Below are 25187 nucleotides of genomic sequence, written 5' to 3' on the forward strand. Positions count from 1 at the left end.
TGGGGTAAAACAGCTTTGAATTACTATTTAAAAAAAAATAAAATATTTATGAGCCGGCGGCATCTTCCATTTTCTTTTCCTTTAATGCTAAACTATACTTTGATTTTCGATAACCAACGTCAAGAATAGGCGGTATAACGATGCGAAACATTTGGCAAATTTTCAAGACAGACTGGGTAAATATTTTACGCGTTCCAACCGGAATTTTACTGGTGCTGGCCATTATTCTTTTACCTGGCTTGTACGACTGGATCAATATCAAGTCCGTATGGGACCCCTACAAGAATACGCAGGGAATTACGGTCGCGGTAACGAGTCTTGACAAGGGCGCCGTTGTCGAGGGCAAGACGCTCAATATTGGAACGGACCTTGTGGAGAATCTGAAAAAGAATACGAAGCTCGGGTGGAAGTTCGTTACCGAGGAAGAAGCGATGAGAGGAGTCGAGAAGGGAGATTATTATGCAAGCCTGCTCGTTCCCCCCGACTTTTCGGCTAAAATTACGGGAATCATCGAGGGGAGATTGGATCGCCCCGAAGTCATCTATACGGTCAATGAAAAAATAAATGCGATTGCTCCCAAAATCACGGGCTCCGGCATTTCGGCGATTACGAAGCAGATTAACGAGAACTTTACGGAGGCCGTAAGCGAATCCGTGCTGAAAAGGCTCAAGGAGGCAGGCGTAGAGCTTCAGGAACAGCTCCCTACGATCCGAAAAATCGAAAGCGGCATCTTCGCTTTGGAGAGCAAGCTCCCGGCCATTCATGCCGCAGGTCAGAAAGTCCTTGAAGTAGAGAGCAAATTGCCGGAGATTACGGACAAAGCTCAGCGCATCGTCGAGTTGGAAGAGAAGCTGCCCGAAATAACGGAGGCTGCCCAATATGTGGTAAAACTTCAGCGGTATTGGCCCCAAATCAGCAGTGCCGCCCAAGAAGTGCTGGTCATACAGCAAAAGCTTCCGCAAATGAAGGAGGCTGTCGGCCGGATTCAGGCAGCGGACGGCCACTTTGACAAGGTTAGCCAAACCTTCGATGAAGCGATTGAGAGAAGTTATAAAGCGCTGGGAATCGTATCGGCCGCCCAAGGCCGGTTAACGGATTTAGATAGCATGGCTTCAAATGGAGTGGAATTTGCGGACGAGCTGTCGGCTTTTCTGAAAGCGAATCAGGAGGCCTTCCAATCCATAGCTCCGGCAGTCAAGGAAAACTTGACGATGCTGAAACAAATTGCCGATGCGGTAGAGCATGTATCATCCAGACTGACGAATGTCGATTGGGAATCGCTCCCTACCCCGGAGGATTTGCAAAGGATATCGGACCGCCTTGCCATTGCCCTTCGGATCGTGGATCACCTAGGAAATCTGCTTGACAGGCTTAACGGCTATTTGCCAAGCAGGCTCCTGCAGGATAAGATCGATCGGCTGGACGCCATATCCGCAAAACTGAACACCCAACTCCAGCTGCTTGCCATCGTGAAAGAAGCCATGCTGAGGAATGAAACGCCGCCAAGGGAAATTGTGGAACGCCTGCATGCGGCATCTGCCGAAGTCTCCCGTTTTCTTGATCAACTGCTTGGGCGGTATGACAGCGAATTTGTCCCGGCAATCAACCAGGCGCTCGAGAAACTTCGAATGGCGGCTTCGGTCTCGTCTGAAACGCTTCAATCCGCCAAAGACAGGCTGCCAGAGATAGCCGTAATTTTGAATTCGGCTAAGGAAGGGCTTGAATTCGGCCAGGAAGAGCTTTTACGTCTGCAAGCGGAACTGCCGGCGGCAAAAACCAAGTTCCGCGAAGTTGCGGAAACCTTGCAGCGAAAAGCGGAAGCTTTTGAAAAAGCGGTCGATAAAGCAGCCCTTTTCGTAAGCCATGATCTGCCTAAAATTGGGGAGAAGCTTGATAAAGCCGCTGCTTTTGTGAAGAAAGATCTACCGGCGGCTGAAGCCGAGATCGTAAAAGCGTCCAATTTCGTCAAACATCAGCTGCCTCAGGTGGAGCAAGGGGTTCACCATGTTGCGGGACTTGTCCGCGATGATCTGCCGCAACTGGAATCGGCTGTCCGCAAAGCGGCCGATAAGCTTAGGGAGGTCGAGCACAGCAACAACTTTGCCGAGCTTGCAAGGCTGCTCCGCGGTGACATTCGGAAGGAAAGCGAGTTTTTAGCCAGTCCGGTGAAGATTAAAGAGAATCAGTTATATCCCATCCCCAACTACGGATCGGCCATGTCGCCGTTTTATTGCGTGCTTGCCTTATGGGTAGGCGCCACCCTGTTAATCTCGCTGTTTCGTCCCGATGCCGATAATCCGACCGGAAGTTACCGCGGCTATCAGCTATACCTTGGACGTCTGGCAACCTTCCTGTCCATTGGCATAATGCAGGCGTTATGCGTATCCCTCGGAAATATTTTCATTCTGAAGGCTTACGCGGCGGATAAATTATGGTTTGTTTTGTTCGCCATGCTGGTGAGCACGGTATTCGTGACCATTACCTACACACTGCTGTCCGTATTCGGCAATGCGGGTAAAGGAATCGCGATTGTCTTCATGGTATTCCAGTTCTCCAGCTCCGGGGGCACATTCCCGGTCAGCATGACCTCGCCGTTCTTCCAGGCGATTAATCCCTTCATGCCGTTTACATATGCCATCAGCCTCCTGCGCGAGGCGGTTGGAGGCATATTGTGGCAAACAGCGATAAAAGATATTTTATTCCTGGCTGGGTTTATCGCCATCAATCTGTTTATCGCGCTTGCCCTCAAGAAGCCGCTTAGCAGCTTGATCAAGCGCTCCTCGGACAACGCGAAAAAGACGAAGATTATCGCTTGAGCAAAAAACCAGCTAATGGTTTGTCAAGTCAAGCTATTTGAAGCGAAAGAAATTTGTTATACTGTAAGAAAGCATACGAAATAAACCTCCATATAAATGGAAGTTTATGGATTTCGGGACTATAAAGTGTAGGGTTGCCTTTTTTGAGCATAGCGTAGATGTGATGTAATAACTTGTTGGCGCAAGCAATCACAGCTACTTTATGGGGCTTCCCTTCACTTTTTTTTCTTGTCATAGTACTCTCTGATACGGAGATTTAGATCTCCTCGTAGACCACAGGTTACTGCTAAATAAACTGCACGTCTTAATCGTTTGGAGCCACGTTTTGTTATTCGGTTTTGCGTTGCTACAAACTTGCCTGAACTAAAGACACTGGGATCAAGGCCAGCATAAGCTACTAGTTGCTTCGGATGCCGAAACTGCGAAGCATCACCAATTTCAGCAGCAATAGAGGTTGCCAGCTTTGTACCTACTCCTGGAATGGATTCTAAAAGTTGAACTTCTGCTATCGTTTCAGACAGTTCTAATATGATTTTTTCTAGTTCAGCTAGTTGGTTTTGCAAGTCACGGATAACCGTTAGCATACTGCGTAGAGCCATTTCTAATCCATATGGGACATGCATAACAGGATTATCCTTTATAGCTACGTTTAAATGCTCAATCTTACGGTTCATCCAATCTTCAGAACGAGCAGCTTTAGTGGATTCTCTTACGACCGCAGCCCAAGTATTATGGTCTCGCTCCTCAATGCCTTTTGGCGAGAGACACATTTCTAGTAAGTTTAATGACGTTTTTGAGAATAGATCTTTAAATACACCTTCATAGCTTGGAAATACCTGATCGACCAGCGTCCGCGTATTCAACTTCGCTTGAAGGTAAAGACTAGTAATAAACTCGTGTTGTCTAGTTATGAACTGTAAGTCCATTAACGATTCTTTAGGACTCGGATGAACAAGCCAACTCTCCTCCTGGTAGTATAAATCCCCCAGATGCCAAGCGTCTGATGCATCCGTCTTCACTTTACGTAGATTCGTTCTTCGAGCGCGTTGTGCCTGCAGGGGATTAACGAGAATGGTCTCATATCCTACGCTTTGTAAATAGTTAACAAGGACACGATGGTAGTGCCCTGTTGGTTCCAAGATAACAACGGGCTTCCGATTTGTCTTAACTTCTAATTCCATTAAAGTTTGAAACAATCGTTCAAATCCTTTTGGTGAATGCAAAATCAATTGATCTCGGCCATAGGGAACATTTCGCTTTAAAAATGCTTGTTATACGAGGTCATTTGCCTCAACCAGCTCAAACATGGTAGAAGGCGATAGTGAGAGAACTGTTTTTTTTCACGGGGTTCCCCCCCAGGGGCTGTCACGTTCTCCCGGCTACCACCATCGTAAAGCAACCAATAAAAAAGACCAACCAGTAAACTCTGGTTGACCTAATAATACGAAGGGGCTGTCCCAAAAGGTCCATTGACCAGAGGGACAGCCCCTTATAAACGCGACTTACAATGTGAACCTGGATAACGTTTCTTTCAGTTCATTGGATACATTCTCGAGCTTGGTGGACAGATTTACAAGCTGGTTGCTGACACTCTGCTGTTCGCTGCTCAAGGATGCAACTTCTTCCGAAGTCGCCGAGGACTCTTCCGCTACGGCGCTTACGTTGCTCATCGCTTCGGAGAGAACGAGCTGCGACTGGTTCAAGCCTTCGATGGAATCGGTCACGGAATCCAGCCGCTCAATAAACTCGACCATCTGCTGCTGAACGGATACAAATATATCATTCGTTTCTTTCACCGAATCCATCTGCGCTTTAAACAACGGGTTAGCGTCCAGAAGAACCTGGACCGTTTCATTCATTTCCGTCATGATCCGCTCGGTAATCTGGCTGACCATATCGATGGACTGGCGCGATTGATCGGCCAGCTGGCGGATTTCGTCCGCGACGACCATGAATCCGCGGCCTGCCGCGCCGGCGCGAGCCGCTTCAATCGTTGCGTTAAGTGACAGAATGTTGGTCTGTTTCGTTATGTTCTGCAGCACATCCAGCACTTTCACGACAGAGGAAGTCGTTTCCTTCAATCCGTCAACCTTTTTCATCATCGCACGGGTCATGTCCTCGGTTTGATGCGTTTTATCGAGCAGGTCGCTCAGATGCTTCGTTCCGAGCTCGCTCGAGCTTTCGACATGACGGGCCGATTTGCCCATCTCGTCGTTCGCTGCCACCACGACCTGCATCTGTCTCGAGATGTTTCCTGTCAGATCGCTTCCGCGCTCGGCTTCCACGGCCAGGCTGCTTGCCCCGTTGGCGATCTCCTCGGTGGCCACGGCGATTTCCTTCGCGGAAAGAGCCGTTTTCTTGGAGGCATCACTCAGTTCTGCCGCCGTATTCAAAACGTCCTGCGCCGTATTGTTCGTCTGCTGAACGAGTTCCGTAATCTGCTCCATCATTTCATTAAAGCTGGCGGACAACTGGCCGATTTCGTCCCTGGACTGATGCGTCGTCCGCACGTTCAGATTTCCTTTTGCCCCTTCCTTCATAAGAAGGCTGAGTTTTCCAAGCGGCTTGGCAATCATGCGGACCATCCAGACGCCGATCAGGATGGCAATCAGCGCATCCGCTAAAGCGGCCCACAGCGTAATTTGCAAAATGCCTTTGGCATCCTTCGTGAGCTCTTCCGTCTGCACCGTGCCGACGAGCTTCCAATCGTTAACGTCCAATGTATTGTATACGGCCAATACGTCTCTTCCGTTTGCATCCATTGCCGACAGGCTGCCTGTTTTTTTGTTCTCGGGTTCCTTCTTCATGAAAGTCCAAAGGGAATTGGAGCCGTTCAGGCTTTCATTGTTCGCGGAAACAATCTTCTGATCACTCGATATCAGCTGAATTTGACCCTCGGATCCGAGATTAACACCCTTCAGCTGCTGATTAATCACCGTTGAATTCAAGTCAATGATAAAGGTATACGTCTCGTTCAAATTGTTCATTGAGCCGAGGGTACGGGCAATCGAGAAATAAGGCGAGGCTCCGTCGGTTCTTGTCGGGATCCACAAAGCCTTGACTCCCTTATCCAGCTCGATCATCCATGGTTCTTTCACCATTTGACCGATATCTTTTACCGTGCTTCCGGCTGAAATCAGTTTGTCTTTTTTGGGCGTAATAATGGAAATGGCTCTAATATAGGAATCCGACGTGATTTGATTCGTTAATTTATCCCGAATGTCCTTCTCGGTTGAAAACCGCTCATAATCGCTTAGAGAACCGCTCGTAAACGATGTGAGCATGGACTGAAGCTCTTTATCATAGAAGATTTGTCTGCTCATATTTTCGTATTTGGACAGGATAATATCGATTTTCTCGGATGTTTGGATAATCGTTTGCTGATTGGATCTAGCCGCATTTTGCTCGATGGTGCTTTTGGCCTTGCTATAGGACATCAGACCAAGCACGATGACAAACGTAACGATAGCAATGAAAAAAATTAAAAATAACCTTATGCCGACCGATTTCGCCGGGTTGACCCGCATCTCCCTGGCCTTTCTTCCGATTTGAACCAGCTTGGACGCGCCGGAATGCTCCCCCTTGCTCTCCGGCGTCGCTTTATGGTCTTTCCTCCTCTGCTCTTTTTATTTTCTTTTCTTTCTTCGGTTTGTCATTTTGCTTTTGAACCTCACCCATTGCTGCGTCACCCACCACTATCAATTTTTTGTAGAGATAACGTCCTTCGACGTACTTCTAAGAAACAGGCCGCTTTTTGCGGAAGTTTTCCTCATCTAATAACCACTACTTCTTATTTCGACAGATGGGTAGCATTTCCTTTGGCTTTTTGCAAAAAAATAATTCAAACGACCTAGTTTTATTGTCACAAAAAAATACCCAAGCCTCGAATGAAGGCTTGGGTTTCTGTGTTTCATAAGAATATATACCTATTCATTTTCGTTTGCGCATCATGTCAAAAGGTTTAACCGCTTGCTCCACCTTCATGCGGATCAGCTGCAACGGATGACGGGCCGCATCAAGCGGCTGTCCCTCTTCATCCGTGATATCGCCAACGGTTTGCTTGAAGAACGTTCCCCCCGGACCGAAAAATTCAATTTCCTGTCCCGGCTTAAAGTGGTTTCGCTGCTGTATCAGGGCTGTACCGCTTGCCGCATCATAGTCCATAACCAGTCCGGCAAAATCATATGGCGCAGCTTTTTCCTCCGGCTCGTAGATATGGTCCTCATGATCCGGCGTATCGTAGAAAAATCCGGTGTTCAGGGGACGGTTCGCCGCCTTGTTCAGTTCATCGATCCATTCCGGCTTCAACACGTAGTTTTCAGGATCGGCCATATAAGAATCGATTGCCTGACGATAGACGTTCACGACCGTGGCCACGTAATGGATCGATTTCATCCGACCCTCGATTTTGAAGCTGTCGATCCCCGCCTCGATCAGGTCCGGGATATGCTCCAGCATGCATAAGTCTTTGGAGCCCATCGTAAAGGCGTTATCCTCTTGTTGAAACAACGGAATTTGGGTTACGCCCGGTTTAAACGGCGAAGGAACTGAAGCTTCGGTCCGGATAAGCTCGGCTTGTTCCTCGGACATCCAATTTTCTTCGCGCGTATCCTCAAACAGGTCGTACTTCCAGCGGCAGGACTGGCAGCAGCCGCCCCTGTTCGAATCCCGGTCCGTAAAGTGGTTTGACAATACGCAGCGCCCGGAGAAGGAAGAACACATGGCTCCGTGAATAAACGCCTCGATTTCGATATCGACGTGATTTTTAATCTCCGCGATTTCCTTCAAGCTTGTTTCCCGTCCAAGGACGACGCGAGGCAGACCTTCTTCCTTCCAAAACTTGACCGCCTGCCAATTCAGCGTCGACTGCTGCGTGCTGAGGTGAACCTCCAGCCCGGGTACCGCACGGCGCGCAATCTCTATAATCGTCGGGTCTGCTGCAATAATCGCGGCGATGCCGACGTCATACAGGTTCCGCAGATACTCCTCGATTCCCTCAAGATCCTCGTTATGCGCATAGATATTGGTCGCCACAAACACCTTGGCCCCGTATTTTTTGGCGAATTCAACGCCTTCTCTCATTTCCTCAAACGTAAAATTGTCCGCGTTGGAACGCAGGCCGTATTTCTGCCCGCCGATATATACCGCATCCGCACCGTAGTGGACGGCAAATTTCAATTTTTCAAGGTTGCCCGCCGGTGCAAGCAATTCCGGCTTGTCCAAACGGTATCGTTTGCCCTTGTAGGCTGGTTGTTCGATAACTCCCATCTTGTTCACTCCTTGTTATGCAGACTCAGCCGTCCGGTATTCAGGCTGCATCAACTGAACCACCTGATCAATAAACCTGCTCTTTGTAGAAAAATCCGAACGACAGCTCCCGCTCCGGATCCTGAATCTTTCGGATGGCGTCCATCCACTTCTCGCGGAAGACGTATCCTTCCGGATCCGCCATATAAGAATCGATGGCCGTACGGTAAACGCGCAGTACGGTTTCATTGTAAGAACGCGGTTTTAACAACGTCTCTACCTTAAAGCTGTCGATTTCGGCATTCATGAGGATATGAAGATCCTCCAAAATACATATATCATCCGAGCTCATAATGTGAGTGCCGTTCATATCCTCGTAAATTGGATATTTTTCCTCCGCCCGTTCCGCCTCAATCAGAAATAATCCGCGCTCTTTCCCGAGGTTTCCGGTTACGGGACGGCCCTGATGGGCCATATAACTTTGAACCAGGCTCCGTTTCGAGTGATAAATGTTGGTCATGCCGTGTACTTGGACCTGGGCTTCAATCTCAAGGTTTGGCTTCATCTCCGTAATCTCGTCCATGTTCAGTTCCCGGGCCAGAATGACACGCGTTGCTCCTTTCCTTCCCCAGTAGTTCGAGGTGGAATAGTTCGTCGACGTCATTTCCGCATTCCAGTGCAGCTTTACATTCGGGGCGTGGGTTTTTACGGCAAACAGAACGGAAGGATCATTGAATTCCACCGCATCCACGCCGATGCCGCCAAGCTCCTTCACATAAACGGAAAGCTCCTCAAGCAGGTCGTTCGTCATCAAGTTGTTCAAGCTGACATATATTTTGGCTCCGCGATCATGGGCCGCTGCTGCTGCTTTTCGGATCTCCTCCAGCGGCATGCTGCCCGGCAACCTCATCCCGAACCGGTCATCGCCGACCAAAACGGCATTTGCTCCCGCGCTCAGATAAGACTGCACATCTTCCAGAGATCCGGCGGCTGCCAGAAGCTCAGGTGTATTACTCATGTGAGTTCCCCCTATTGCTATTGTGCCATTTTCTTGCTTTTTTCAATATTTCTCAAATGCTCTTTGTAGGTCTTGGCAAACAGGTGCTCCTGGGTGCCGTCCTTTTTCGTCACATAGAATAAATAATCGGATTTTTCCGGCTTTAAAGCGGCCTCGATCGAAGCCAGGCTAGGACTGGAAATCGGCCCCGGGGGCAGCCCTTTGTTCCGGTATGTGTTATATGGGCTGTCAACCTCAAGGTCCTTATAGAGCAGACGTTCCTTGGGCTTGTCGAGCAGATACTGTACGGTCGCGTCAATCTCGAGTTTCATGTCTTTTTCGAGACGATTGTAGATTACGCCGGCGACCAGCCCGCGTTCCTTATCCGCCACGACCTCCCGCTCCACCAGCGACGCGACGGTAATCAACTCGTGCAGAGTAAGGCCGCGTTCTTTCAATAAGCTTTCCCAATTCGGGATGTCCTTCAGTCTTTTTTCCATCTGGCCCAGCATGACCTGTATAACGTCCTCTTCGGTGCTATCCTTGGGAAGCTCATACGTAGATGGGAACAGATAGCCTTCCAGATGGTGGCGCAAAGCGGCATCCTCCGGAATTTCCTGGACAATGGGCGCTTCCCAGCCGGTGGCCTGATCTGCCAGCTTCACGATTTTTTGAGCGTTCAAACCGCTCTCCTTCGCGATGGTTTCCGACATTTGAAGCACCGTGTATCCTTCCGGAATGGTAAACTTAACCATTTCCTCGGGCTTTACCTCGCCGTTGTTCATCTTAGCTATAATCTCGTCATAAGTTACGCCCGGTTTCGCCTCATACGTACCGGCCATGAACCGGCTGCCTTCATTTTTCAGTTTCAAGTAACCCTTAAACAGGAAATCATCCTTGATAAGTCCCTTATGTTCCAGCAGCTCAGCTATTTGAGCCGTTCTCATCCCGGGTTCTATCGTAAATTCAACCGCTTGGTCCGAGCTTTGGACGGGCTTGATCCCGTTCCAGACGTAGAATCCGGCCCCACCGGCGATCAAGATAAGCACCAAAGCCGCCACGATCAGTTTCTTCATGCATTCATCCCCTTCACACCAAAAAGGGCGGACTGCTCCGCCCTTTCCTGACTACATTTGAAATTACCCGCTTTGAAGAAGAACGATCATCAATACTCGTCTTCTTCAGGGAACGTTAGTTCATCGTACAATTCTGAGACATTTTCCCATTCCTCATCATCGTCGATCGTCGCAAGTTCCAGGCTTCCATCCTGGGCTTTCACGATCCGAAGAACTTCGTACTCCTCATGCTTCCGGTCAGGATGCACCAGAATGGCATATCCCTGACCATTCACCTCAAACTCGGCGGCAATATCGTAAACATCGGTGTTTCCCTTCTCGTCCCGAAGCTCCACGCTTTCTCCAAAGGCTTCCTTCAAAGCCTGGGTCCATACCACCTGATCAGCAGAAAAATCAGTCATTTCCTTGGCTCCCGTCCAGTTCTTCAACGAGGGTGTTAAACGTTTCTTCCACGATGCTCCATTCCTCGTCGTCCTCAATCATATACAATTTCAAATCGTCGCCGTCTTCCTCATAACGGAAGGCGTATACCTCGTCGGTATCTTCATCCGCAGCTTCCACCGGAACGACCATCATATATTTCGAGTCGGATCCGTCCACTTCAAACTTCATAATGACTTCGAATTCCTCTTCGTTGCCTTCGTCATCTGGAATATAAATAATTTCCGGTTCCTCTTCCATGCCAATCTGTTCGTTTGTCATCTGCTATCACCCTCACCTTTACCTTTTAGAATCCAAGTAGTTTTGCAAAATCAAGCTTGCAGCCATCTTATCAACGACTTGCTTGCGCTTCTTCCGGCTGACATCGGCTTCCAGCAGCGCCCGTTCAGCGGATACCGTGGAAAGCCGTTCATCCCAAAGGTGAACGGGTAAGCACAGGGAGTCTCGCAGCGTTTGCGCGAATTCCATGCAGATTTCACCCCGGGGACCGATACTGCCGTTCATATTCTTAGGCAGTCCGACCACGATCTCACCTACCTCGTGTTCTTTCACCAGGGCGGTGATCCGTTCCAATTCAATGCCCTCCCTGCGGCGTTCGATCACTTCCAGCCCTTGAGCCGTCCAACCGAACGCATCGCTAAGCGCGACACCAATTCTACGGTCCCCGTAATCCAATCCCATGATCTTCATCCTTGCACTCCTAACGGTGACTGGCTAGGTAGAACCGGACCAGTTCTTCAATCAATTCATCTCGCTCTTTCTTCCGGATCAAACTTCTGGCATTGTTGTGCCGAGGTATATAAGCGGGATCCCCGGACAGCAGATAGCCGACAACCTGGTTGATCGGATTGTATTCCTTCTCGACCAATGCGTCGTATACCGACAAAATAATGTCCCGGGCGGAAGCCTCCTTCTCATCACCTTTTACATTGAACTTGACTGTCTTATCCATGGAGTCCATGTGTGACACCTCGCTTCTTCAAAGAACATGTTATAGAGGTTGTTCAAAAAACCGATTTTTTGAACATTTACTGATAGACATGCTTCGTCGAATAAATATTTACCAGCTTGATCTGCTTCTATCATAACATATTCATCATCCACTAAGGAAATCTGAAGCGAAATTTTAATGTCCATAAACAGGTAAGCGCAGAATTACACGGCCTCAGCCACGAGTTCTTCCGCTCGCTTCAGAGCATCCGCTATCTTGGATGCATCCTTTCCGCCGGCCTGCGCCATATCCGAGCGGCCTCCGCCGCCTCCGCCGCAAACCGCTGCCACTTCCTTAACGATTTTTCCGGCATGCAGGCCTTGCTTGACCAGCTCCTGGGGAACGGCCACGACAAAATTCACTTTATCTCCCGTAACTGCGCCCAAAACGATAACGGTGTCGGGCATTTTGCCTTTCAGCTCATCCGCCACCGTACGCAGGGCATCCATGCTTCCGGCCTGTACCTCTGCCGCTAGCAGCCGCGTATTCCCGGCAGTAACAACGCGGTCGGCAAGCTGTCCGGCCTCGATTGCGCTCAGTTTGCCCTGGAGCGACTCGTTCTCGCGGCTTATCTCCTTCACCTGTTGAGTCAAGGCCTCGATTCGTTTCGGCACATCCTGCAGGTTGCTTTTCAGAAGTCCGGCAGACTGCTTGAGCAGGTCAACCTGTCCTTCTGTAAACTCGTAAGCGTACCGGCCTGTCACGGCCTCAATCCGTCGAACGCCGGAGCCGATGCCGCTCTCGCCGAGCAGCTTGAATATTCCGATCTGGGACGTATTCTCGACGTGGCAGCCGCCGCAAAGCTCCAAGCTGTAATCTCCAACCTGAACGACACGGACGATGTCGCCGTATTTTTCGCCAAACAGCGCCATGGCCCCCATGGCTTTCGCTTCGTCGATCGATTTATGCTCGATCACCACGGCCGTTCCCTTCCAGATCTGCTCGTTTACCCGACGTTCGATATTGGCCAGCTCTTCCGGCGTAATGCTTCCGAAGTGCGAGAAATCGAAACGCAGGCGCTGCGGCTCAACAAGGGAACCCGCCTGGTTGACATGCTCGCCGAGGACCTCTTTGAGCGCCTTATGGAGCAGGTGGGTCGCGGTGTGGTTTTTGATGATGCTTTGACGCTTCTCGCGATCCACTTCAGCCTTTACGGTATCATTGACTTTCAGTTCCCCGGCTTCCACGATGACCAGATGGACATGCTGTCCGTGAGGCGCTTTAAAGAGCCCCTCGACCCGTGCGCGGACGCCGTTTCCTTCAAATATGCCTTGATCGCTAACCTGTCCGCCGCTTTCGGCATAGAACGGCGTAGCATCCAGGATCACCTGGCAGGACTGGCCTTCCCCCGCCTGATCCACGAAACCGTCCCCTGACACGATCGCCAGCACTTTCGCTTCGTGGACGGTGTCATTATATCCAACAAAATCACTTTTAACCGTATAATCGGACAGAACGCCGCCCTGAACCTTCATGCTTTCCGTTTCATGACGGGCCGCGCGCGCACGCTCTCTCTGCTCTTTCATGGCGGCGTCGAAGCCCTCGCGGTCCACGGTCAGGCCGTGCTCGGAGGCATAGTCTTCCGTCAAGTCGAACGGAAATCCGTACGTGTCGTACAATTTGAACGCATCGCTGCCGCTGATTTCCGTACGCCCTTGTTCCTTCGCTTGCGCGCTGATGTCCGCAAGGATGTTCAGGCCGTCCGACAGCGTTTTGTGGAACTGTTCTTCCTCGGTTGCGATAACCTTCTCGATGAATTCGCGCTTTTCCACCACTTCCGGATAGTACACGCCCATAATGTCGCCGACGGTTTTCGTCAGGTTGTACATAAACGGCTTGTCCAGTCCGAGCACCTTGCCGTAACGGACGGCGCGGCGCAGCAGGCGGCGGATGACGTAACCGCGGCCTTCATTGGACGGAAGCACGCCGTCCCCTACCGCAAAAGCAACCGTGCGGATATGGTCGGCAATAACCTTCAGCGCAACGTCATACTCAGGCTTCTCATTGTATTTTACGCCGGCCAATGCCGCCGTTTGCTGAATGATGGGCTGGAACAGGTCCGTATCGAAGTTGGATTCCACATTCTGCAGAATGGAAGCAAAACGCTCAAGACCCGCCCCGGTATCGATGTTTTTGTTGGGAAGCGGCGTATAGCTGCCATCCTTATTATGGTTGAACTGCGAGAACACTAGGTTCCATACTTCCAAATAACGCTCGTTCTCGCCCCCGGGATACAATTCCGGGTCGGACGGGTCGTTGCCGTAGGCCTCGCCTCTGTCGTAGAAAATTTCGGTACACGGTCCGCACGGGCCTTCGCCGATATCCCAAAAATTATCCTCAAGCTTCACGATGCGGTTTTCGGGAAGGCCGACCTTTTCATGCCAAAGTTTGAACGCTTCTTCATCCTCGGGATAAACCGTGACCGACAGGCGTTCCGGATCGAACCCGATCCATTTCTTGTCCGTCAGGAATTCCCATGCCCAGATTATGGCCTCCTCCTTAAAATAATCGCCGATGGAGAAGTTGCCCAGCATTTCAAAAAAAAGTATGGTGCCGGCGCGTTTTTTCCGACGTTTTCGATATCATTGGTACGTATGCACTTCTGGGAATTGGCAAGGCGCGGATTTTCCGGCTTCACCCGGCCGTCAAAATATGGCTTAAGCGGGGCCATGCCCGCATTGATCCACAGAAGAGACGGGTCGTTGTGAGGAACGAGCGACGCGCTCGGTTCGATTTTGTGACTTTTCTCCGCAAAAAACTCCAGCCATTTGGAGCGGATTTCACTAGCTTTCATGATTATAGCCTCCAGTCTCAATATGCAGTCCGGCTGCCTTAGCAGGTCTCGGACAAAAAAAAAGACCCTGAATAAAATCAGGGACGATTGTCTCGCGGTACCACCCTGGTTATCCCCTGTTAATAGACCGTAATTCCCCATGTTCAAAGAATGGCCGGCCCGTCAGTTGATCGCCTTGTATCGGCTCGATAACGGGGGCCACCCGGTGAGTTTGTCTCACACTCGGAAATCAGCATTTCAGCCTGCAACGCTTTCAGGTTCTCGCAGCCATCGGTCTAAAAATCCAATGGAACCTGTTCTCTGGGAAAGGAACGCCTGCCTACTTGTTTTCCTCATCGATTTGCAAACATATAAACCTCAATATTTTCAAGTATATCTATGGCTAAACTATATGTCAATGCGTGTCGGGACGCTTGGTTCAGCCGCTTTTCCGTCTTACGTAATAGGCGAAAAAGTGCTGCAGCAGCACCTTGATTACGGCAAAGACAGGGACAGCCAGAATCAGTCCCACCATTCCCGCGAGCTGGCCTCCGACAAGCAGCGCAAAAATGATCAGCAGCGGGTGCATATGCAGCTTGCGACCCACCACCTGAGGCGAAATGACGTTGCTCTCGAGCAGTTGGCAGATCAGGTTGACCGTGGCAACGAGAAGCATCATTTTCCATGAAATGGTCGAGGCCATCAATAACGCGGGAGCGGCGCCGAGAAAAGGCCCCAGGTAAGGAACGATGTTGAATATGGCCACAATGCTGGCAAAGAGGAGAGCGTAGGGCATCCCGATCACGATGTAACCGATGTAGGCAAACACCCCGATGATGAGACACACCAGGAATTGTCCCCGCACATAATTGCCAAGCGCCGTATCGATTTCCCTCAGCAGCGTAACAATGGCTTTCCGCTTGTTCCGGGGAAGATAAGATACCGCCGTCCGCTGAAACACATCGAAGTCTTTTAAAATGTAGAATATCAGAAAAGGAACGATAAACACGTTAAACAGGACGTTGATGGTCGCCCCGATATTGTCCATGAAAGAAGAAATGCCGTCGGCAAGCCTTGTCTCCATCTGAAAAAACCAGCTGTTCATCCCCGTCCGGACGCCCGGCGGCAGCAGCCTGCTGTCCAGGTTCGTCATCAAGCTCTGCGCATGCATCGTAAATTCCGGCAGATGTTCGTTTAATTCCTCCAGCTGACGGATCAGCATCGGGATCATGTTCATGAGGATCACGGCAAGACAAGTCAAAAAAGACCGCATATATCAACAGCACGGCAATACTTCGCGGCACTTTCCGGTCAGAGAGCATGCATACGATCGGATTCAGCACATAGGATATGATCATAGCCACGAGAAAAGGGGCCAAGACCGCATTTGCAAACCGGTACACATTCAAAAACAACGGCCGCAGCAGCCACACAAAATAGAGGGCGATAAGTCCCAGCAGCAGCCAGATCAAAAATCGGAACCACTTGTTTGCCGTCAGCTGTTCCACAGGGCAATCTCTCCTTTCGGACTGGCTTACCCTGTAAGTATATGTACGAGCCCCCAAAATTAATCTTACAACCTGCAGGTGCCGATTACATTGGATGTTTGAACGTTCCTGAACGGCTTTATGCGAAAAAAAAGAGACCCCCGCTCTGCTGCAACCGCAAAAGCAAAAGTCTCTTTTCGTTTCCTTATAATATGTACGCTTTCTTAACTGGATGCGTGCATATGAGGGAAATCCTGCTGGAATTCATCACCGAAAAACAAATCGTCAAGCGAGCTGAGCGTACCGTCTTCCTCAACCTGGTAGACTGACATTTTCTCGCCGTTGACCGTCAGTTCGATAAAGCATCCCCAGCAGTAAAACTGGTGGGAACCAATTTTCCCAATATCTTTGGAACTGCAATTTGGACATTTCATATCCTAAACACACCCTATCCGTTCGCAGAATTAATGGCTTTTTCCAGACGCTGTTCACTCAGCGGAGGCACCATGACGGCACTCGCGCCGATTACCATTTCAGTGGTGCAAGGCAGCCATTTACGGCCTTCGATCAAATCCGATACAAAACCGTCGGAAATCTCCAATCCTAGTATTGTATTGCCCTGTTCCTGCTCAAAATAAACATCCGAGATGCGTCCGAGCAAAACACCGTCCCCTGTCAGTACCTGCATGTCTTTTAATTTCCGCCGGCCTGAGATGTACGTCAATGGTATCTTATCGGCTTCCGTTTTTTGAACGGCCTCTTCACTCCGGATCATGACGGCGTCTTCTCCATACGCAGCAACATCTTCCCATGCTACGGTTTTCACATATGAGGAAAAAAGAGCCTTCCCTTCAAGCTCCAATCCGGTAATGATCCAGTTCTCATCTAGTATAAAATCGTGGATTTTGCCAATTTCCTTGCCATTCTCCACGTCGAATACAGCCAGTCCGATCATTTCTTGAAGTTTCATGTTGTATGGACGCCTCCCCATCCTCAATTCAATTGAAACCGTTACGCCTATTCATCAAATGCATGCAGCGAACGATGCCGGTTTCGAAAGGATGAAATGGAACTACTCATACCCCCAATCTCGTACAGGAGAAAATCCTTTAACTGTTATTTACGTAGCCGTTTCAGGATGGTTCCAATTTTTTTGGGCCGTGTACTCCATTTCCTGAGTAGTATTACCCAAACCAAAACTAAAACGAATCGCGGAACGCAAAACATTTTCGGGAAGCTCCATCGCCTGCAGCACATGCGATATTTCAAGCGAGCCCGAGGTGCAGGCCGAACCGCTTGCGGCAGCAATGCCTTCCATATCGAGATTCATCAGCATCGTCTCCGTATCGGTACCGGGAAAGCTGATGTTAACGATATGCGGCATATAGAACTCGGGGTTCCCGTTAATGACAAAAGAATCCTCCCCGGCCGATTCCATCAGTCCCCCGACAAGCGCGTCCCGAAGGCTGCCGTAATAATCTCTTCGTTCATCCAGTCCATTGACGGCCAGTTCAACGGCTTTGGCAAAACCGGCAATGCCCGCCATGTTTTCCGTTCCTGCACGGCGTTTTTTTCTCCTGCAGTCCGCCGAACTGACGGGGGGACAAGGCATGTCCACTCTTGACGACGAGCGCGCCCATCCCTTGAGGGCCGTTGATTTTGTGAGCCGAAAAGCTCCATAAATCCACGGGTAAGTCCGTGCAGGAAATAGGCTCCGTTCCCAAGGCCTGCACGGCGTCGGTATGAAATACGATGCCGCGGCTTTTTGCCAGCTCTCCGATTTCCCGGATCGGCTGTACGGTGCCTACCTCGTTGTTGCCGAACATGATGGTGATCAGTACGGTATTTTCGCGGATGGCGTCCGCAATCTCCTGAGCGGATACACGGCCCGTGCGGTCCACGGAGACATAGGTAACCTCGCAGCCCCTTTGCTCCAGCTCCTTGCAGGTATGCAGCACGGCATGATGCTCGATGGCCGAAGTGATCACGTGTTTGCCTTCAAGGCCGACAGCCTCCAGCGTGCCGAAAATCGCAAGGTTATCGCTCTCGGTCCCGCCGGAAGTAAATACCAGTTCATCCGGTGCAGACCCCAAAAGGGCCGCCATTCTGTCGCGCGACCCGTTCACGATCTTTTTCGCTTCCCTGCCGTATGCGTGAACGCTTGAGGCATTCCCGAAACGGCTTGTCATGACCTTCAGCATCTCTTCCGCAACCTCCGGATGAACCGGCGTGGAAGCGGCATGGTCCAAATAGATTGATTTCATGGATTTCACCTATATATAGAACATCTTGTCTGTAAATTTGTTGATTGCCATCATGATTCATTCACCTTATTCTGTGGATTTTTGCTGCGTACCCTATCCTATTATAAATCACATGCTCGTTTGCTAATAATCGCCGGTTTTATGCGTAGTTTTTGAAAGAACTTCAGCAACTCGGCTGCAATTAGTGCAAACGTTGCATCCTTTAGTATATTATTTTATGTCCTATCTTACAAGGAGGCGCGGTTCATTCTGATGCCTAGTATTGTCATTGCCATAACTGCCAGCATTGGTTGTGCGGTTTACGAAGGACTTTGCTTGGTTCTTGATGTTTCGAGCATTGCAAGCCGTCGGAACAGCCGCGATTCCATTGATTGCGGCGGCGACAATCGGTAACTTGTTTCATGGAGCAGGACGAGGAAGCGAGATGGGAACTTATCAGATGCTGCTGTCCATTGCCCCTGCAGATGCACGGGTACTTGGCGGCTTTATCGGGGAAAGGTACAGTTATCCCGGTATCTTCTGGATCCTTGCTGTGATATCTGTTGTCTTTCTGCAGGCAGAGGAATTCTCATTCTTAGCTTCTTGTATTTCTTTCTGTACTTTGCAATCCTTGTATACTTGCCTGCACTTTTGACAGGCCACTATCATTCCTATGGATCGATGTGCCGCAGGATCATTATTTTTTCTGAGGAAATAACCGGAACAATAGCACGTTATATTCTTACAGAAAACCCACTGCTGGCGAGGCTCAATAGTCGCCAGCAGTGGGTATCTTTTGTTCATATTTCGTAACTATGCTTTAATTCATTCACGATTGAGCAGCCATTTTTTGCATGTGCTTCTTACGTCCGATTTGAATCATCGTCAGGAAGAGTGTTGCCAATACACCGCTTGCAAGCAGCATCAGGAAGCAACCGTTCCAACCGGAGGATTCGACGATGAATCCAACGAGTGCGCTTGCAGTCAAGTTACCGAACAGGTAAGCGAACAAACCAGTCAAACCAACCGTTGTACCTACAGCGAACTTCGGTACGAAGTCGATTGCGCTAAGGCCGATCAAGAACTGCGGTACATAGATGAGACAGCCGATAACGGATACGGCGATCGTAATTGCGAGGACGCTCGAAGACTGCCAATACACGAGCGTAGCCAATACGACGCCGACCATGCTGATAATACAGAGCGGCATCCGGTTGCCTTTGAACAACTTGTCACTAAGAATACCGACAACGAGCGAGCTCACAATGGCTGCCCATTCGAATACAGCAAATGCAACATGATATTGCGATTGCGTGAAGCCTTTTTCTTCCGTCAAGTATAATGGTACCCAGTTCAAGACGCCGAAGCGAATGAAGTACACGAATACGTTCGCCAAGCACAGGTACCAGATGAATTTGTTTCTAAGTACATATTTAATCAAGATTGCTGACATGGACAGCTTGTCGCCATTTGGATTGCGTTCTACATCATCATAATCGTTGCGATATTCGTCAATTGGAGGAAGGCCGATCGATTGTGGTGTATCTCTGCCTGAGAACCATACGAATACGGCGATAATCATGGCCATAATCGAAGGAACGACGAAAATTGCGGATTGCCAGTAAGCAGAGCCGAGAATCCCTAATGCAACACCGACGATTGGCGCAATGAGGCCTCCGCCGATATTATGCGACGTATTCCAGATTCCCATATACGTACCGCGCTCTTTCTTCGAGAACCAGTTTGCCAGAACGATACTGCAAGGAGGGGCACCCATGCCTTGGAACATCCCGTTCGCGATAAGCAGCATGAAGATGAGACCGAACGTGGAAGAAGACCCCATGATAAGGTTAATTATGGCAGACAAAAACAAACCAACAGCGATAAAGCGCTGCGTATGGGCCTTATCTGCCAAGTTCCCCATGAAAAACTTGCTTATCCCGTAAGTGACGGCCAGTGCCGCGCTCAACAAACCAATTTGAGAAGGGCTGAACCCAAACTCACTCTTTAAATAAGGTGTGGATAACGTAAAGTTGCTACGTACTAAGTAGTAACCTGCATAACCGACAGAAATGCCGATCAATGTACGAATACGAAACATTCTGTACATCTTCGCAATCATGTGCTCCGGCAATCGAGGTATGGCGGGAGCCTTTTTCAACCATCCAAACATTTCTCATTCTCCTTGAGCTTTTGTGTCCGCACGCAAGTTGTTCCATTGATTCAAAATTTGTTCATGTCTGCGTAGTGAGCTGTGTACGGGAAGTACAGCCGAATTCGAAATATCCCGCTCGTTCTGATGAACGGTAGGAGTGCCGAACGATACTTGTTCCAGAACAGTTGCCGCCTCTTGGGACAAACTGTAATTTATGAACCAGTCCGCAGCGGTCTCATTAGGCGCATTCCGAATTTTAGAGATCCCATTCACAGATAAGCTCGTATCCTTCGGAACACTGCTAACAAGATCGAATCCTGCATCGCGTAGCTTACGCTGATCTCCAAGGAAATTGATACCGATTACATACTCGCCTGAACTTACATATTGTACTGGCATATAACCGTTCACTGTGAGAAGTCCAACATTTCGGATAAGCCCTTTTATAAAGACCGTTGTCCTCTGCTCGCCCCATGACTCGTACAACGAGGAAAGGAATGTATACGCCGTTCCGGAGTAGTTCGGGTCGGGCATGACGATTTTCCCTTGGTAAGCAGGAAGCAGAAGATCTTCCCACTTCGTCGGTATCGTTAAGCCCAGTGGCGCAAATTCCTTATTCCAACGGTCACGATTGACAGCAATAGACAATTGTTCGATTTCATATCCTGCCCAATACTCGTCTTCATCCTTAAAGGAGCTAGGAATGGCAGCGAGATTCGCGCTGCGGATAGGGGAGGAAAGACCCTCCTGCTTCATTGTCATATGTGCGTCAATCGTTCCGCCGATAACAAGATCCGCTTGCGGCTTGGCAGATTCCTGTGTGACACGGCGCAATATTTCTTCTGTGGACAAACGGATGTACTCGTACGTACAGCCAGTTTGTTGACAGAAGGAGGATAACAACGCGCTTCCGACTTCCTCACGAGCGGCGACGTATGCAACGATATGGTGCCCATTGAGCTGGGGCACGCCTTGCTCATCTACGGTGATCGTATTTTGATCTTTAGTACAGCCGGCCTGCGTGAATAGGCAGATAAATAATAGAAGGTAGAGGAATCGTGTCATCTTGATTGTGCTCCTATTTTCATTCCGTGAAGTAGCGTTTCCAATTCAGTCCGCAAATAGATCGAATTGCCGTTGTCATCCCCCATGTATTCCATGACGACATAATCAGCGTACACGACCATATGCAGCAGATTGTTGCGTTCATTCAGCATCTCATTATCCTGCTTGAAAGCGGTAATAGAACCAAGCGGCTTTTGCTTGCGCAGCAGCAGCTGTTTAATTTCAACCAGATCTTTCATTTCAGATGCCTGCCTGATATGAGATACCAAGTAACCCTTTTCACGATCTTGCATACTTCCCTGAACACCATCTATACGGTAGGTAAGCTCTTTGGATGTGCGAATAAATTCCGCATAATGCTCCGGCGTATAGAACAAACTTAACAGCTGTGTCTGCATAGCAGAAAGCATTGGAGTCTCGTGTCCAGGGCCGTAAGACCACTTGCCAAGGGTAAAGGTATTCTCGAGCGAGAAGGTCTGCTCATTTCCGTTCAAATAGCGAATTCGCCCGGAGAACATGGCTTGTCCTTCATCTCTCTCCGTCCTTATCTGTTTCGGTTCATACTGCTGCTTGATGCGATCGACATAGGATACAAAAGCATGCAGACTTACCTCGTCATCGACCTGGAGAGTTCCCCATTTCCTATGGAAGATAGTTGCTTGCACAGGAAGGGAATCGCTTACTTTTTGCAGTACTTCATGCTTATCATGGATTAGGCCGACTTTTTGATAGACTTGTTCATTCAAGTAATAGCCGGCGATAGTCAGCACCAGAATGACACCTCCGAATAGAAAGGCATTCCTTAACAACTTGTTCATCCTTCTTTATTCTCCTTGGATAGGATAAACGATTAACATTTCATAATCGCCTCGTAATTGTTTCGTAAATGTATTATTTCGTGAAAATCGAAAGCGGATGTTTATCTAGTGCTGCCGGTGACCGAAAAGCCAGGGTTATCGTCGTTCCAATCCCTTCCTCCGAATAGATAGACATTTTTCCGCCTTGCTGGGCCATTAATTGTTTACAGATGAGCAGACCGAAGCCATTGCCTTTGCTGGAGCTTAGCGTATCATCTGCTGAAGCATTCTCGAACCGTTCAATAAGCTCATGACTAAGTCCTAACCCATCATCATGGAATGTGATCGACACATACTGCTCGCTTAAATGATGTTCAATTGTTAGTTCAGAAGCATCGCTATACTTAATTGCATTATCAAGCAGGTTCAACAAGATTTGTTTCGTCTTGTCAGGATCCGCCACTACCATCATAGGCACAAGCTGATTGTGAAGCTGAATCTGATATTTGTCTAATCGAGGCTGAACCACATACACCGCTTCTTCTGTAATCGAAGCAATATCACAGATCGTAGGAGATACTGAGAACGGACAGCTGCCGTACTTGGACTGTGTCAGCAATTCCTCGACAAGTGCAAGCATACGCTCGCTTTCAACGGATATATGATGCAAGCTCTGTTCTACATCCTCGGCTGTTTTCAGACGTGGAATTAAATTCGAGTGCCCCATAATCGCGGTAAGCGGTGTCTTTAATTCGTGGGTTACTCGATCTAGAAAGTCGCGCTGCTTGTCCTTCTCGCGGCTTAATTGCTCCACATGCAGCTCGATTGCGTCCGCCATTGCGTGAAAGGATTGAGCGAGCTGGCTGATTTCTTCATAAGCGCTTAATTCAATGCGAGTACTATAGTTGCCGCTGGCAAGCTTCTTCGCCATGTCTCGAAGCTGCTCAATTGGTTTGCTTAACGATTTCGCGAAGCGATTTGCAATAAATACAGCAACGACAAGAATAAGAAGAAAAGTAATAGCAAAGGTTGCATTCATTCGATTCAGCAATTGAGCCTCTTCTTTCAACGGTAGAAGGAAACGAATCAAGCCGATGACCTGATTGTCCACATAGATTGGACTCGAGAATAGGAGCAGCGGCGAAGGAGAGGCTTTTTGAATCATATAGGATTTCGTGCCCTGCAATGCTTGCTCCGCATCTTGATTGACATAAGACAGCGAACCTCGTTCTGTATCCGCAAGGACGTGATGATGCATATTCATGATCTGAACCCGGACACCCATCCGTTTGGACAAGTAAGAGGCAATGAGTGGAGCTCCTTTTTGAAGCGTTTCTTTTGGTTCGCCCTGCTGCTCGCGTTCCACATAATTGATCGTATAAATTTGAGCCTCTATACTCAGCTTCTGCAGGGAATGTACAGCGGATTGATAAATATTGTTCTGCAACGATATGTCGAGCACAATATAGAGAAACAGCATGACGGGAATAAAAAGAGATAGTAGTGCCAAATAAATTTGTTTTTGTAAAGTCATCCGTGTTCCACCTTATTCAATAGGCTGTTCAGCAATCGATTTTATAGCCGACACCGTAAATCGTTTTAATGCGTTCGCCTTCATCCCCGAGCTTCTTCCGAAGTCGTTGAATCATAATATCTACGGCTCTCGTATTTTCAGGATAATCGAGCTTCCATACCTTCATCAGAAGATCGTCGCGGGTAAAGATACGTTGCTTGTTCGTTAAAAGCAGCAAAAGCAAATCATATTCGCGATAGGTTAGTGTCAATGGTTCGTCCTGCACGTAAATAGCACGCTTCGCTTGATCTACTCGGAACGGTCCGGTTTGGATTAAGGAAGTGCTGCCGTCTTTTTGCGTTTGCTTATTAAGTCTGCGCTCAATTACCTTAATGCGGAGCAGCAACTCCGTACTATGAAATGGCTTGACCAGGTAATCATCCGCACCTAGCTGCAATCCAAGCAGCTTGTCATTAATTTGCCCCTTGGCGGTAAGCATAATGATAGGGATGTCTGGGTTGCTGTTTCGGAACTCGCGCAGCAGTTGATACCCGTCTGTATCAGGCAGCATCACATCGAGAATAATTAAATCGATTTGCTGTGTCCGCCACTGTTCATGTGCAGCGCGTCCGCTAGCAGCGGCATGTACCGTAAAGCCTTCAATTTCTAAATTGAGACGGATGAGATTCAAGATGCTCTCTTCGTCGTCCACAACAAGAATATTCATGGTGTCCTCCTTGTGATAGTTCATCAGAACATACGTAAAAAAAAGCAGCCTTGAAAAAGGCCGCTGCGGGCATGTTGTACGGTAATAAACATACTTACTCCTAACTGTACACGATAAGTATCGCTTGCATAAATGGTAATGTTCACCAATTAATATATCTGTATCTAGCATTTCTTTGTTTACCGAAAGAAGATCGGCATCATGGAACTCGCTCTATCTGGTTTGCTGATGACGTTAGGGATATCAGGCATGCATTATGTTGGCATGGAAGCTAGATGATTGGAATTACATACAACAACACCAATTTTGTCTATCCATTGCTGTTACGGTATCAGCCTCTGCGATAGCTCTGTTTTATTTCCGTAAGGATCTATTGGTCAGCAGGACATGGTACAAGCTGGGCAGTGCGCTTATTATGGGGGCTGGAATTGCTGGAATGCAGCACAAAGGGCGGCGATTCCTTCTCGCTGCCCTTTCATCAATGCTCACAATGACATTCCGAAGTGAGCCACTGCACAGGTAAAAAAATATATTTTTAGTTCAAACTGCTTTTAGTAAATAGCTACTTAAATCCAAAATGCACTTAGCACAATCACCAACAGAATGTATAACACCAGAACGATAGCCGCAGAACTTCCATATCCGTAACCATATTTAACGCAACTCATCTGTTCATTCCTCCTTGTATATGGATGATACAGTTTATGTACATAAATGCCCTGTGACAGGGCATTTCGGCAATTTTGATCAGGACAGATGTCCAAAGGATGCGAACAAGAGGTGTTGCGGAACCGTTTCTCAATGAACAAACTTGCCGTGTAGCAGGAAAGACGGAAAGAGGCACGCCCCGGTCATATGC

The 25187-nt window shown here is 48.8% G+C and carries 19 protein-coding genes and 3 pseudogenes; 2 read left to right on the plus strand and 20 right to left on the minus strand.

The features are described from left to right. The first annotated feature begins 140 nt into the window (after nucleotides 1–140). On the plus strand, nucleotides 141–2816 hold the full coding sequence (locus XI25_RS22890; RefSeq protein WP_046680367.1) for a YhgE/Pip domain-containing protein: 2676 nt from the start codon (nucleotides 141–143) through the stop codon (nucleotides 2814–2816). Between the two features lie 215 nt (nucleotides 2817–3031). Here XI25_RS22890 and XI25_RS22895 read toward each other — a convergent pair whose 3' ends face one another. The 14 genes and pseudogenes from XI25_RS22895 to XI25_RS22960 all read right to left on the minus strand — a co-directional run bounded on the left by XI25_RS22895 (nucleotide 3032) and on the right by XI25_RS22960 (nucleotide 18092). Next, nucleotides 3032–4012, minus strand: coding sequence for an IS110 family transposase (locus tag XI25_RS22895; RefSeq protein ID WP_235440084.1), 981 nt, complete (start codon nucleotides 4010–4012; stop codon nucleotides 3032–3034). Nucleotides 4013–4318: 306 nt separating this feature from the next. After that, on the minus strand, nucleotides 4319–6343 hold the full coding sequence (locus tag XI25_RS22900; protein ID WP_235440085.1) for a methyl-accepting chemotaxis protein: 2025 nt from the start codon (nucleotides 6341–6343) through the stop codon (nucleotides 4319–4321). Nucleotides 6344–6746: 403 nt separating this feature from the next. After that, entirely contained in the window at nucleotides 6747–8084 is a 1338-nt protein-coding gene (locus tag XI25_RS22905; RefSeq protein ID WP_046680368.1) for a peptidase U32 family protein, read from the minus strand. Between the two features lie 67 nt (nucleotides 8085–8151). Further along, entirely contained in the window at nucleotides 8152–9081 is a 930-nt protein-coding gene (locus XI25_RS22910) for a peptidase U32 family protein (protein WP_046680369.1), read from the minus strand. A 17-nt stretch (nucleotides 9082–9098) separates the two neighbouring features. Beyond that, complete coding sequence (gene mltG, locus XI25_RS22915; RefSeq protein ID WP_046680370.1) at nucleotides 9099–10136, minus strand: endolytic transglycosylase MltG; 1038 nt, start codon at nucleotides 10134–10136, stop codon at nucleotides 9099–9101. Between the two features lie 89 nt (nucleotides 10137–10225). Next, nucleotides 10226–10537, minus strand: a complete 312-nt coding sequence (locus XI25_RS22920; protein WP_046680371.1) for a DUF1292 domain-containing protein — start codon at nucleotides 10535–10537, stop codon at nucleotides 10226–10228. Further along, nucleotides 10530–10838: a DUF1292 domain-containing protein gene (locus tag XI25_RS22925; protein ID WP_046680372.1), complete on the minus strand. Its 309-nt coding sequence runs from the start codon at nucleotides 10836–10838 to the stop codon at nucleotides 10530–10532. Before XI25_RS22925 ends, XI25_RS22920 begins: the two co-directional genes overlap by 8 nt. 18 nt (nucleotides 10839–10856) lie before the next feature. Further along, nucleotides 10857–11267, minus strand: a complete 411-nt coding sequence (gene ruvX / locus XI25_RS22930) for a Holliday junction resolvase RuvX (RefSeq protein ID WP_046680373.1) — start codon at nucleotides 11265–11267, stop codon at nucleotides 10857–10859. 10 nt (nucleotides 11268–11277) lie between these two features. Continuing rightward, a complete protein-coding gene (locus XI25_RS22935; RefSeq protein WP_046680374.1) occupies nucleotides 11278–11538 on the minus strand; it encodes an IreB family regulatory phosphoprotein in 261 nt (86 codons plus the stop codon). 194 nt (nucleotides 11539–11732) lie between these two features. Then, nucleotides 11733–14362, minus strand: a pseudogene (gene alaS / locus XI25_RS22940) (alanine--tRNA ligase). 418 nt (nucleotides 14363–14780) lie between these two features. Next, nucleotides 14781–15849 (minus strand): annotated as a pseudogene (locus XI25_RS22945) (AI-2E family transporter). 203 nt (nucleotides 15850–16052) lie between these two features. Beyond that, the gene (locus XI25_RS22950) at nucleotides 16053–16262 is read right to left on the minus strand and encodes a hypothetical protein (RefSeq protein WP_046680375.1); all 210 of its coding nucleotides are present in this window, start codon (nucleotides 16260–16262) and stop codon (nucleotides 16053–16055) included. 14 nt (nucleotides 16263–16276) lie between these two features. Then, nucleotides 16277–16798: a PRC-barrel domain-containing protein gene (locus XI25_RS22955; RefSeq protein WP_046680376.1), complete on the minus strand. Its 522-nt coding sequence runs from the start codon at nucleotides 16796–16798 to the stop codon at nucleotides 16277–16279. Nucleotides 16799–16944: 146 nt separating this feature from the next. Beyond that, nucleotides 16945–18092, minus strand: a pseudogene (locus XI25_RS22960) (cysteine desulfurase family protein). A gap of 325 nt (nucleotides 18093–18417) precedes the next feature. On the opposite strand from XI25_RS22960, the gene XI25_RS32420 reads away from it, so the two are divergent. Further along, the gene (locus XI25_RS32420; RefSeq protein WP_442950427.1) at nucleotides 18418–18726 is read left to right on the plus strand and encodes an MFS transporter; all 309 of its coding nucleotides are present in this window, start codon (nucleotides 18418–18420) and stop codon (nucleotides 18724–18726) included. Between the two features lie 174 nt (nucleotides 18727–18900). Here the strand turns inward: XI25_RS32420 and XI25_RS22965 are convergent, their stop codons facing one another. The 6 genes from XI25_RS22965 to XI25_RS35165 form a co-directional block, all read right to left on the minus strand. Continuing rightward, a complete protein-coding gene (locus XI25_RS22965; RefSeq protein ID WP_046680377.1) occupies nucleotides 18901–20244 on the minus strand; it encodes an MFS transporter in 1344 nt (447 codons plus the stop codon). A 3-nt stretch (nucleotides 20245–20247) separates the two neighbouring features. Further along, a complete protein-coding gene (locus XI25_RS22970; protein ID WP_442950428.1) occupies nucleotides 20248–21297 on the minus strand; it encodes an ABC transporter substrate-binding protein in 1050 nt (349 codons plus the stop codon). Further along, complete coding sequence (locus XI25_RS22975; RefSeq protein WP_046680379.1) at nucleotides 21288–22109, minus strand: DUF3919 family protein; 822 nt, start codon at nucleotides 22107–22109, stop codon at nucleotides 21288–21290. Before XI25_RS22975 ends, XI25_RS22970 begins: the two co-directional genes overlap by 10 nt. Nucleotides 22110–22182: 73 nt before the next feature. After that, complete coding sequence (locus XI25_RS22980; protein ID WP_046680380.1) at nucleotides 22183–23622, minus strand: sensor histidine kinase; 1440 nt, start codon at nucleotides 23620–23622, stop codon at nucleotides 22183–22185. Nucleotides 23623–23650: 28 nt separating this feature from the next. Beyond that, complete coding sequence (locus tag XI25_RS22985; protein WP_046680381.1) at nucleotides 23651–24328, minus strand: response regulator transcription factor; 678 nt, start codon at nucleotides 24326–24328, stop codon at nucleotides 23651–23653. A gap of 566 nt (nucleotides 24329–24894) precedes the next feature. After that, complete coding sequence (locus tag XI25_RS35165) at nucleotides 24895–24996, minus strand: YjcZ family sporulation protein (RefSeq protein WP_152669197.1); 102 nt, start codon at nucleotides 24994–24996, stop codon at nucleotides 24895–24897. Between the last annotated feature and the right edge of the window lie 191 nt (nucleotides 24997–25187).

This window comes from Paenibacillus sp. DMB20 (genome assembly GCF_000987955.1).
GTDB lineage: Bacteria > Bacillota > Bacilli > Paenibacillales > Paenibacillaceae > Paenibacillus_AQ.

Coding starts and splice junctions, on each gene's coding strand:
- XI25_RS32420 (WP_442950427.1), top strand. CDS start 18,418: ATGTTTCGAGCATTGCAAGCCGTCGGAACAGCCGCGATTCCATTGATT.
- XI25_RS22975 (WP_046680379.1), bottom strand. CDS start 22,109: ATGAACAAGTTGTTAAGGAATGCCTTTCTATTCGGAGGTGTCATTCTG.
- mltG (WP_046680370.1), bottom strand. CDS start 10,136: ATGAAGAAACTGATCGTGGCGGCTTTGGTGCTTATCTTGATCGCCGGT.
- ruvX (WP_046680373.1), bottom strand. CDS start 11,267: ATGAAGATCATGGGATTGGATTACGGGGACCGTAGAATTGGTGTCGCG.
- XI25_RS22965 (WP_046680377.1), bottom strand. CDS start 20,244: ATGTTTGGATGGTTGAAAAAGGCTCCCGCCATACCTCGATTGCCGGAG.
- XI25_RS35165 (WP_152669197.1), bottom strand. CDS start 24,996: ATGAGTTGCGTTAAATATGGTTACGGATATGGAAGTTCTGCGGCTATC.
- XI25_RS22985 (WP_046680381.1), bottom strand. CDS start 24,328: ATGAATATTCTTGTTGTGGACGACGAAGAGAGCATCTTGAATCTCATC.
- XI25_RS22980 (WP_046680380.1), bottom strand. CDS start 23,622: ATGACTTTACAAAAACAAATTTATTTGGCACTACTATCTCTTTTTATT.
- XI25_RS22925 (WP_046680372.1), bottom strand. CDS start 10,838: ATGACAAACGAACAGATTGGCATGGAAGAGGAACCGGAAATTATTTAT.
- XI25_RS22920 (WP_046680371.1), bottom strand. CDS start 10,537: ATGACTGATTTTTCTGCTGATCAGGTGGTATGGACCCAGGCTTTGAAG.
- XI25_RS22905 (WP_046680368.1), bottom strand. CDS start 8,084: ATGGGAGTTATCGAACAACCAGCCTACAAGGGCAAACGATACCGTTTG.
- XI25_RS22890 (WP_046680367.1), top strand. CDS start 141: ATGCGAAACATTTGGCAAATTTTCAAGACAGACTGGGTAAATATTTTA.
- XI25_RS22950 (WP_046680375.1), bottom strand. CDS start 16,262: ATGAAATGTCCAAATTGCAGTTCCAAAGATATTGGGAAAATTGGTTCC.
- XI25_RS22900 (WP_235440085.1), bottom strand. CDS start 6,343: ATGCGGGTCAACCCGGCGAAATCGGTCGGCATAAGGTTATTTTTAATT.
- XI25_RS22910 (WP_046680369.1), bottom strand. CDS start 9,081: ATGAGTAATACACCTGAGCTTCTGGCAGCCGCCGGATCTCTGGAAGAT.
- XI25_RS22935 (WP_046680374.1), bottom strand. CDS start 11,538: ATGGACTCCATGGATAAGACAGTCAAGTTCAATGTAAAAGGTGATGAG.
- XI25_RS22955 (WP_046680376.1), bottom strand. CDS start 16,798: ATGAAACTTCAAGAAATGATCGGACTGGCTGTATTCGACGTGGAGAAT.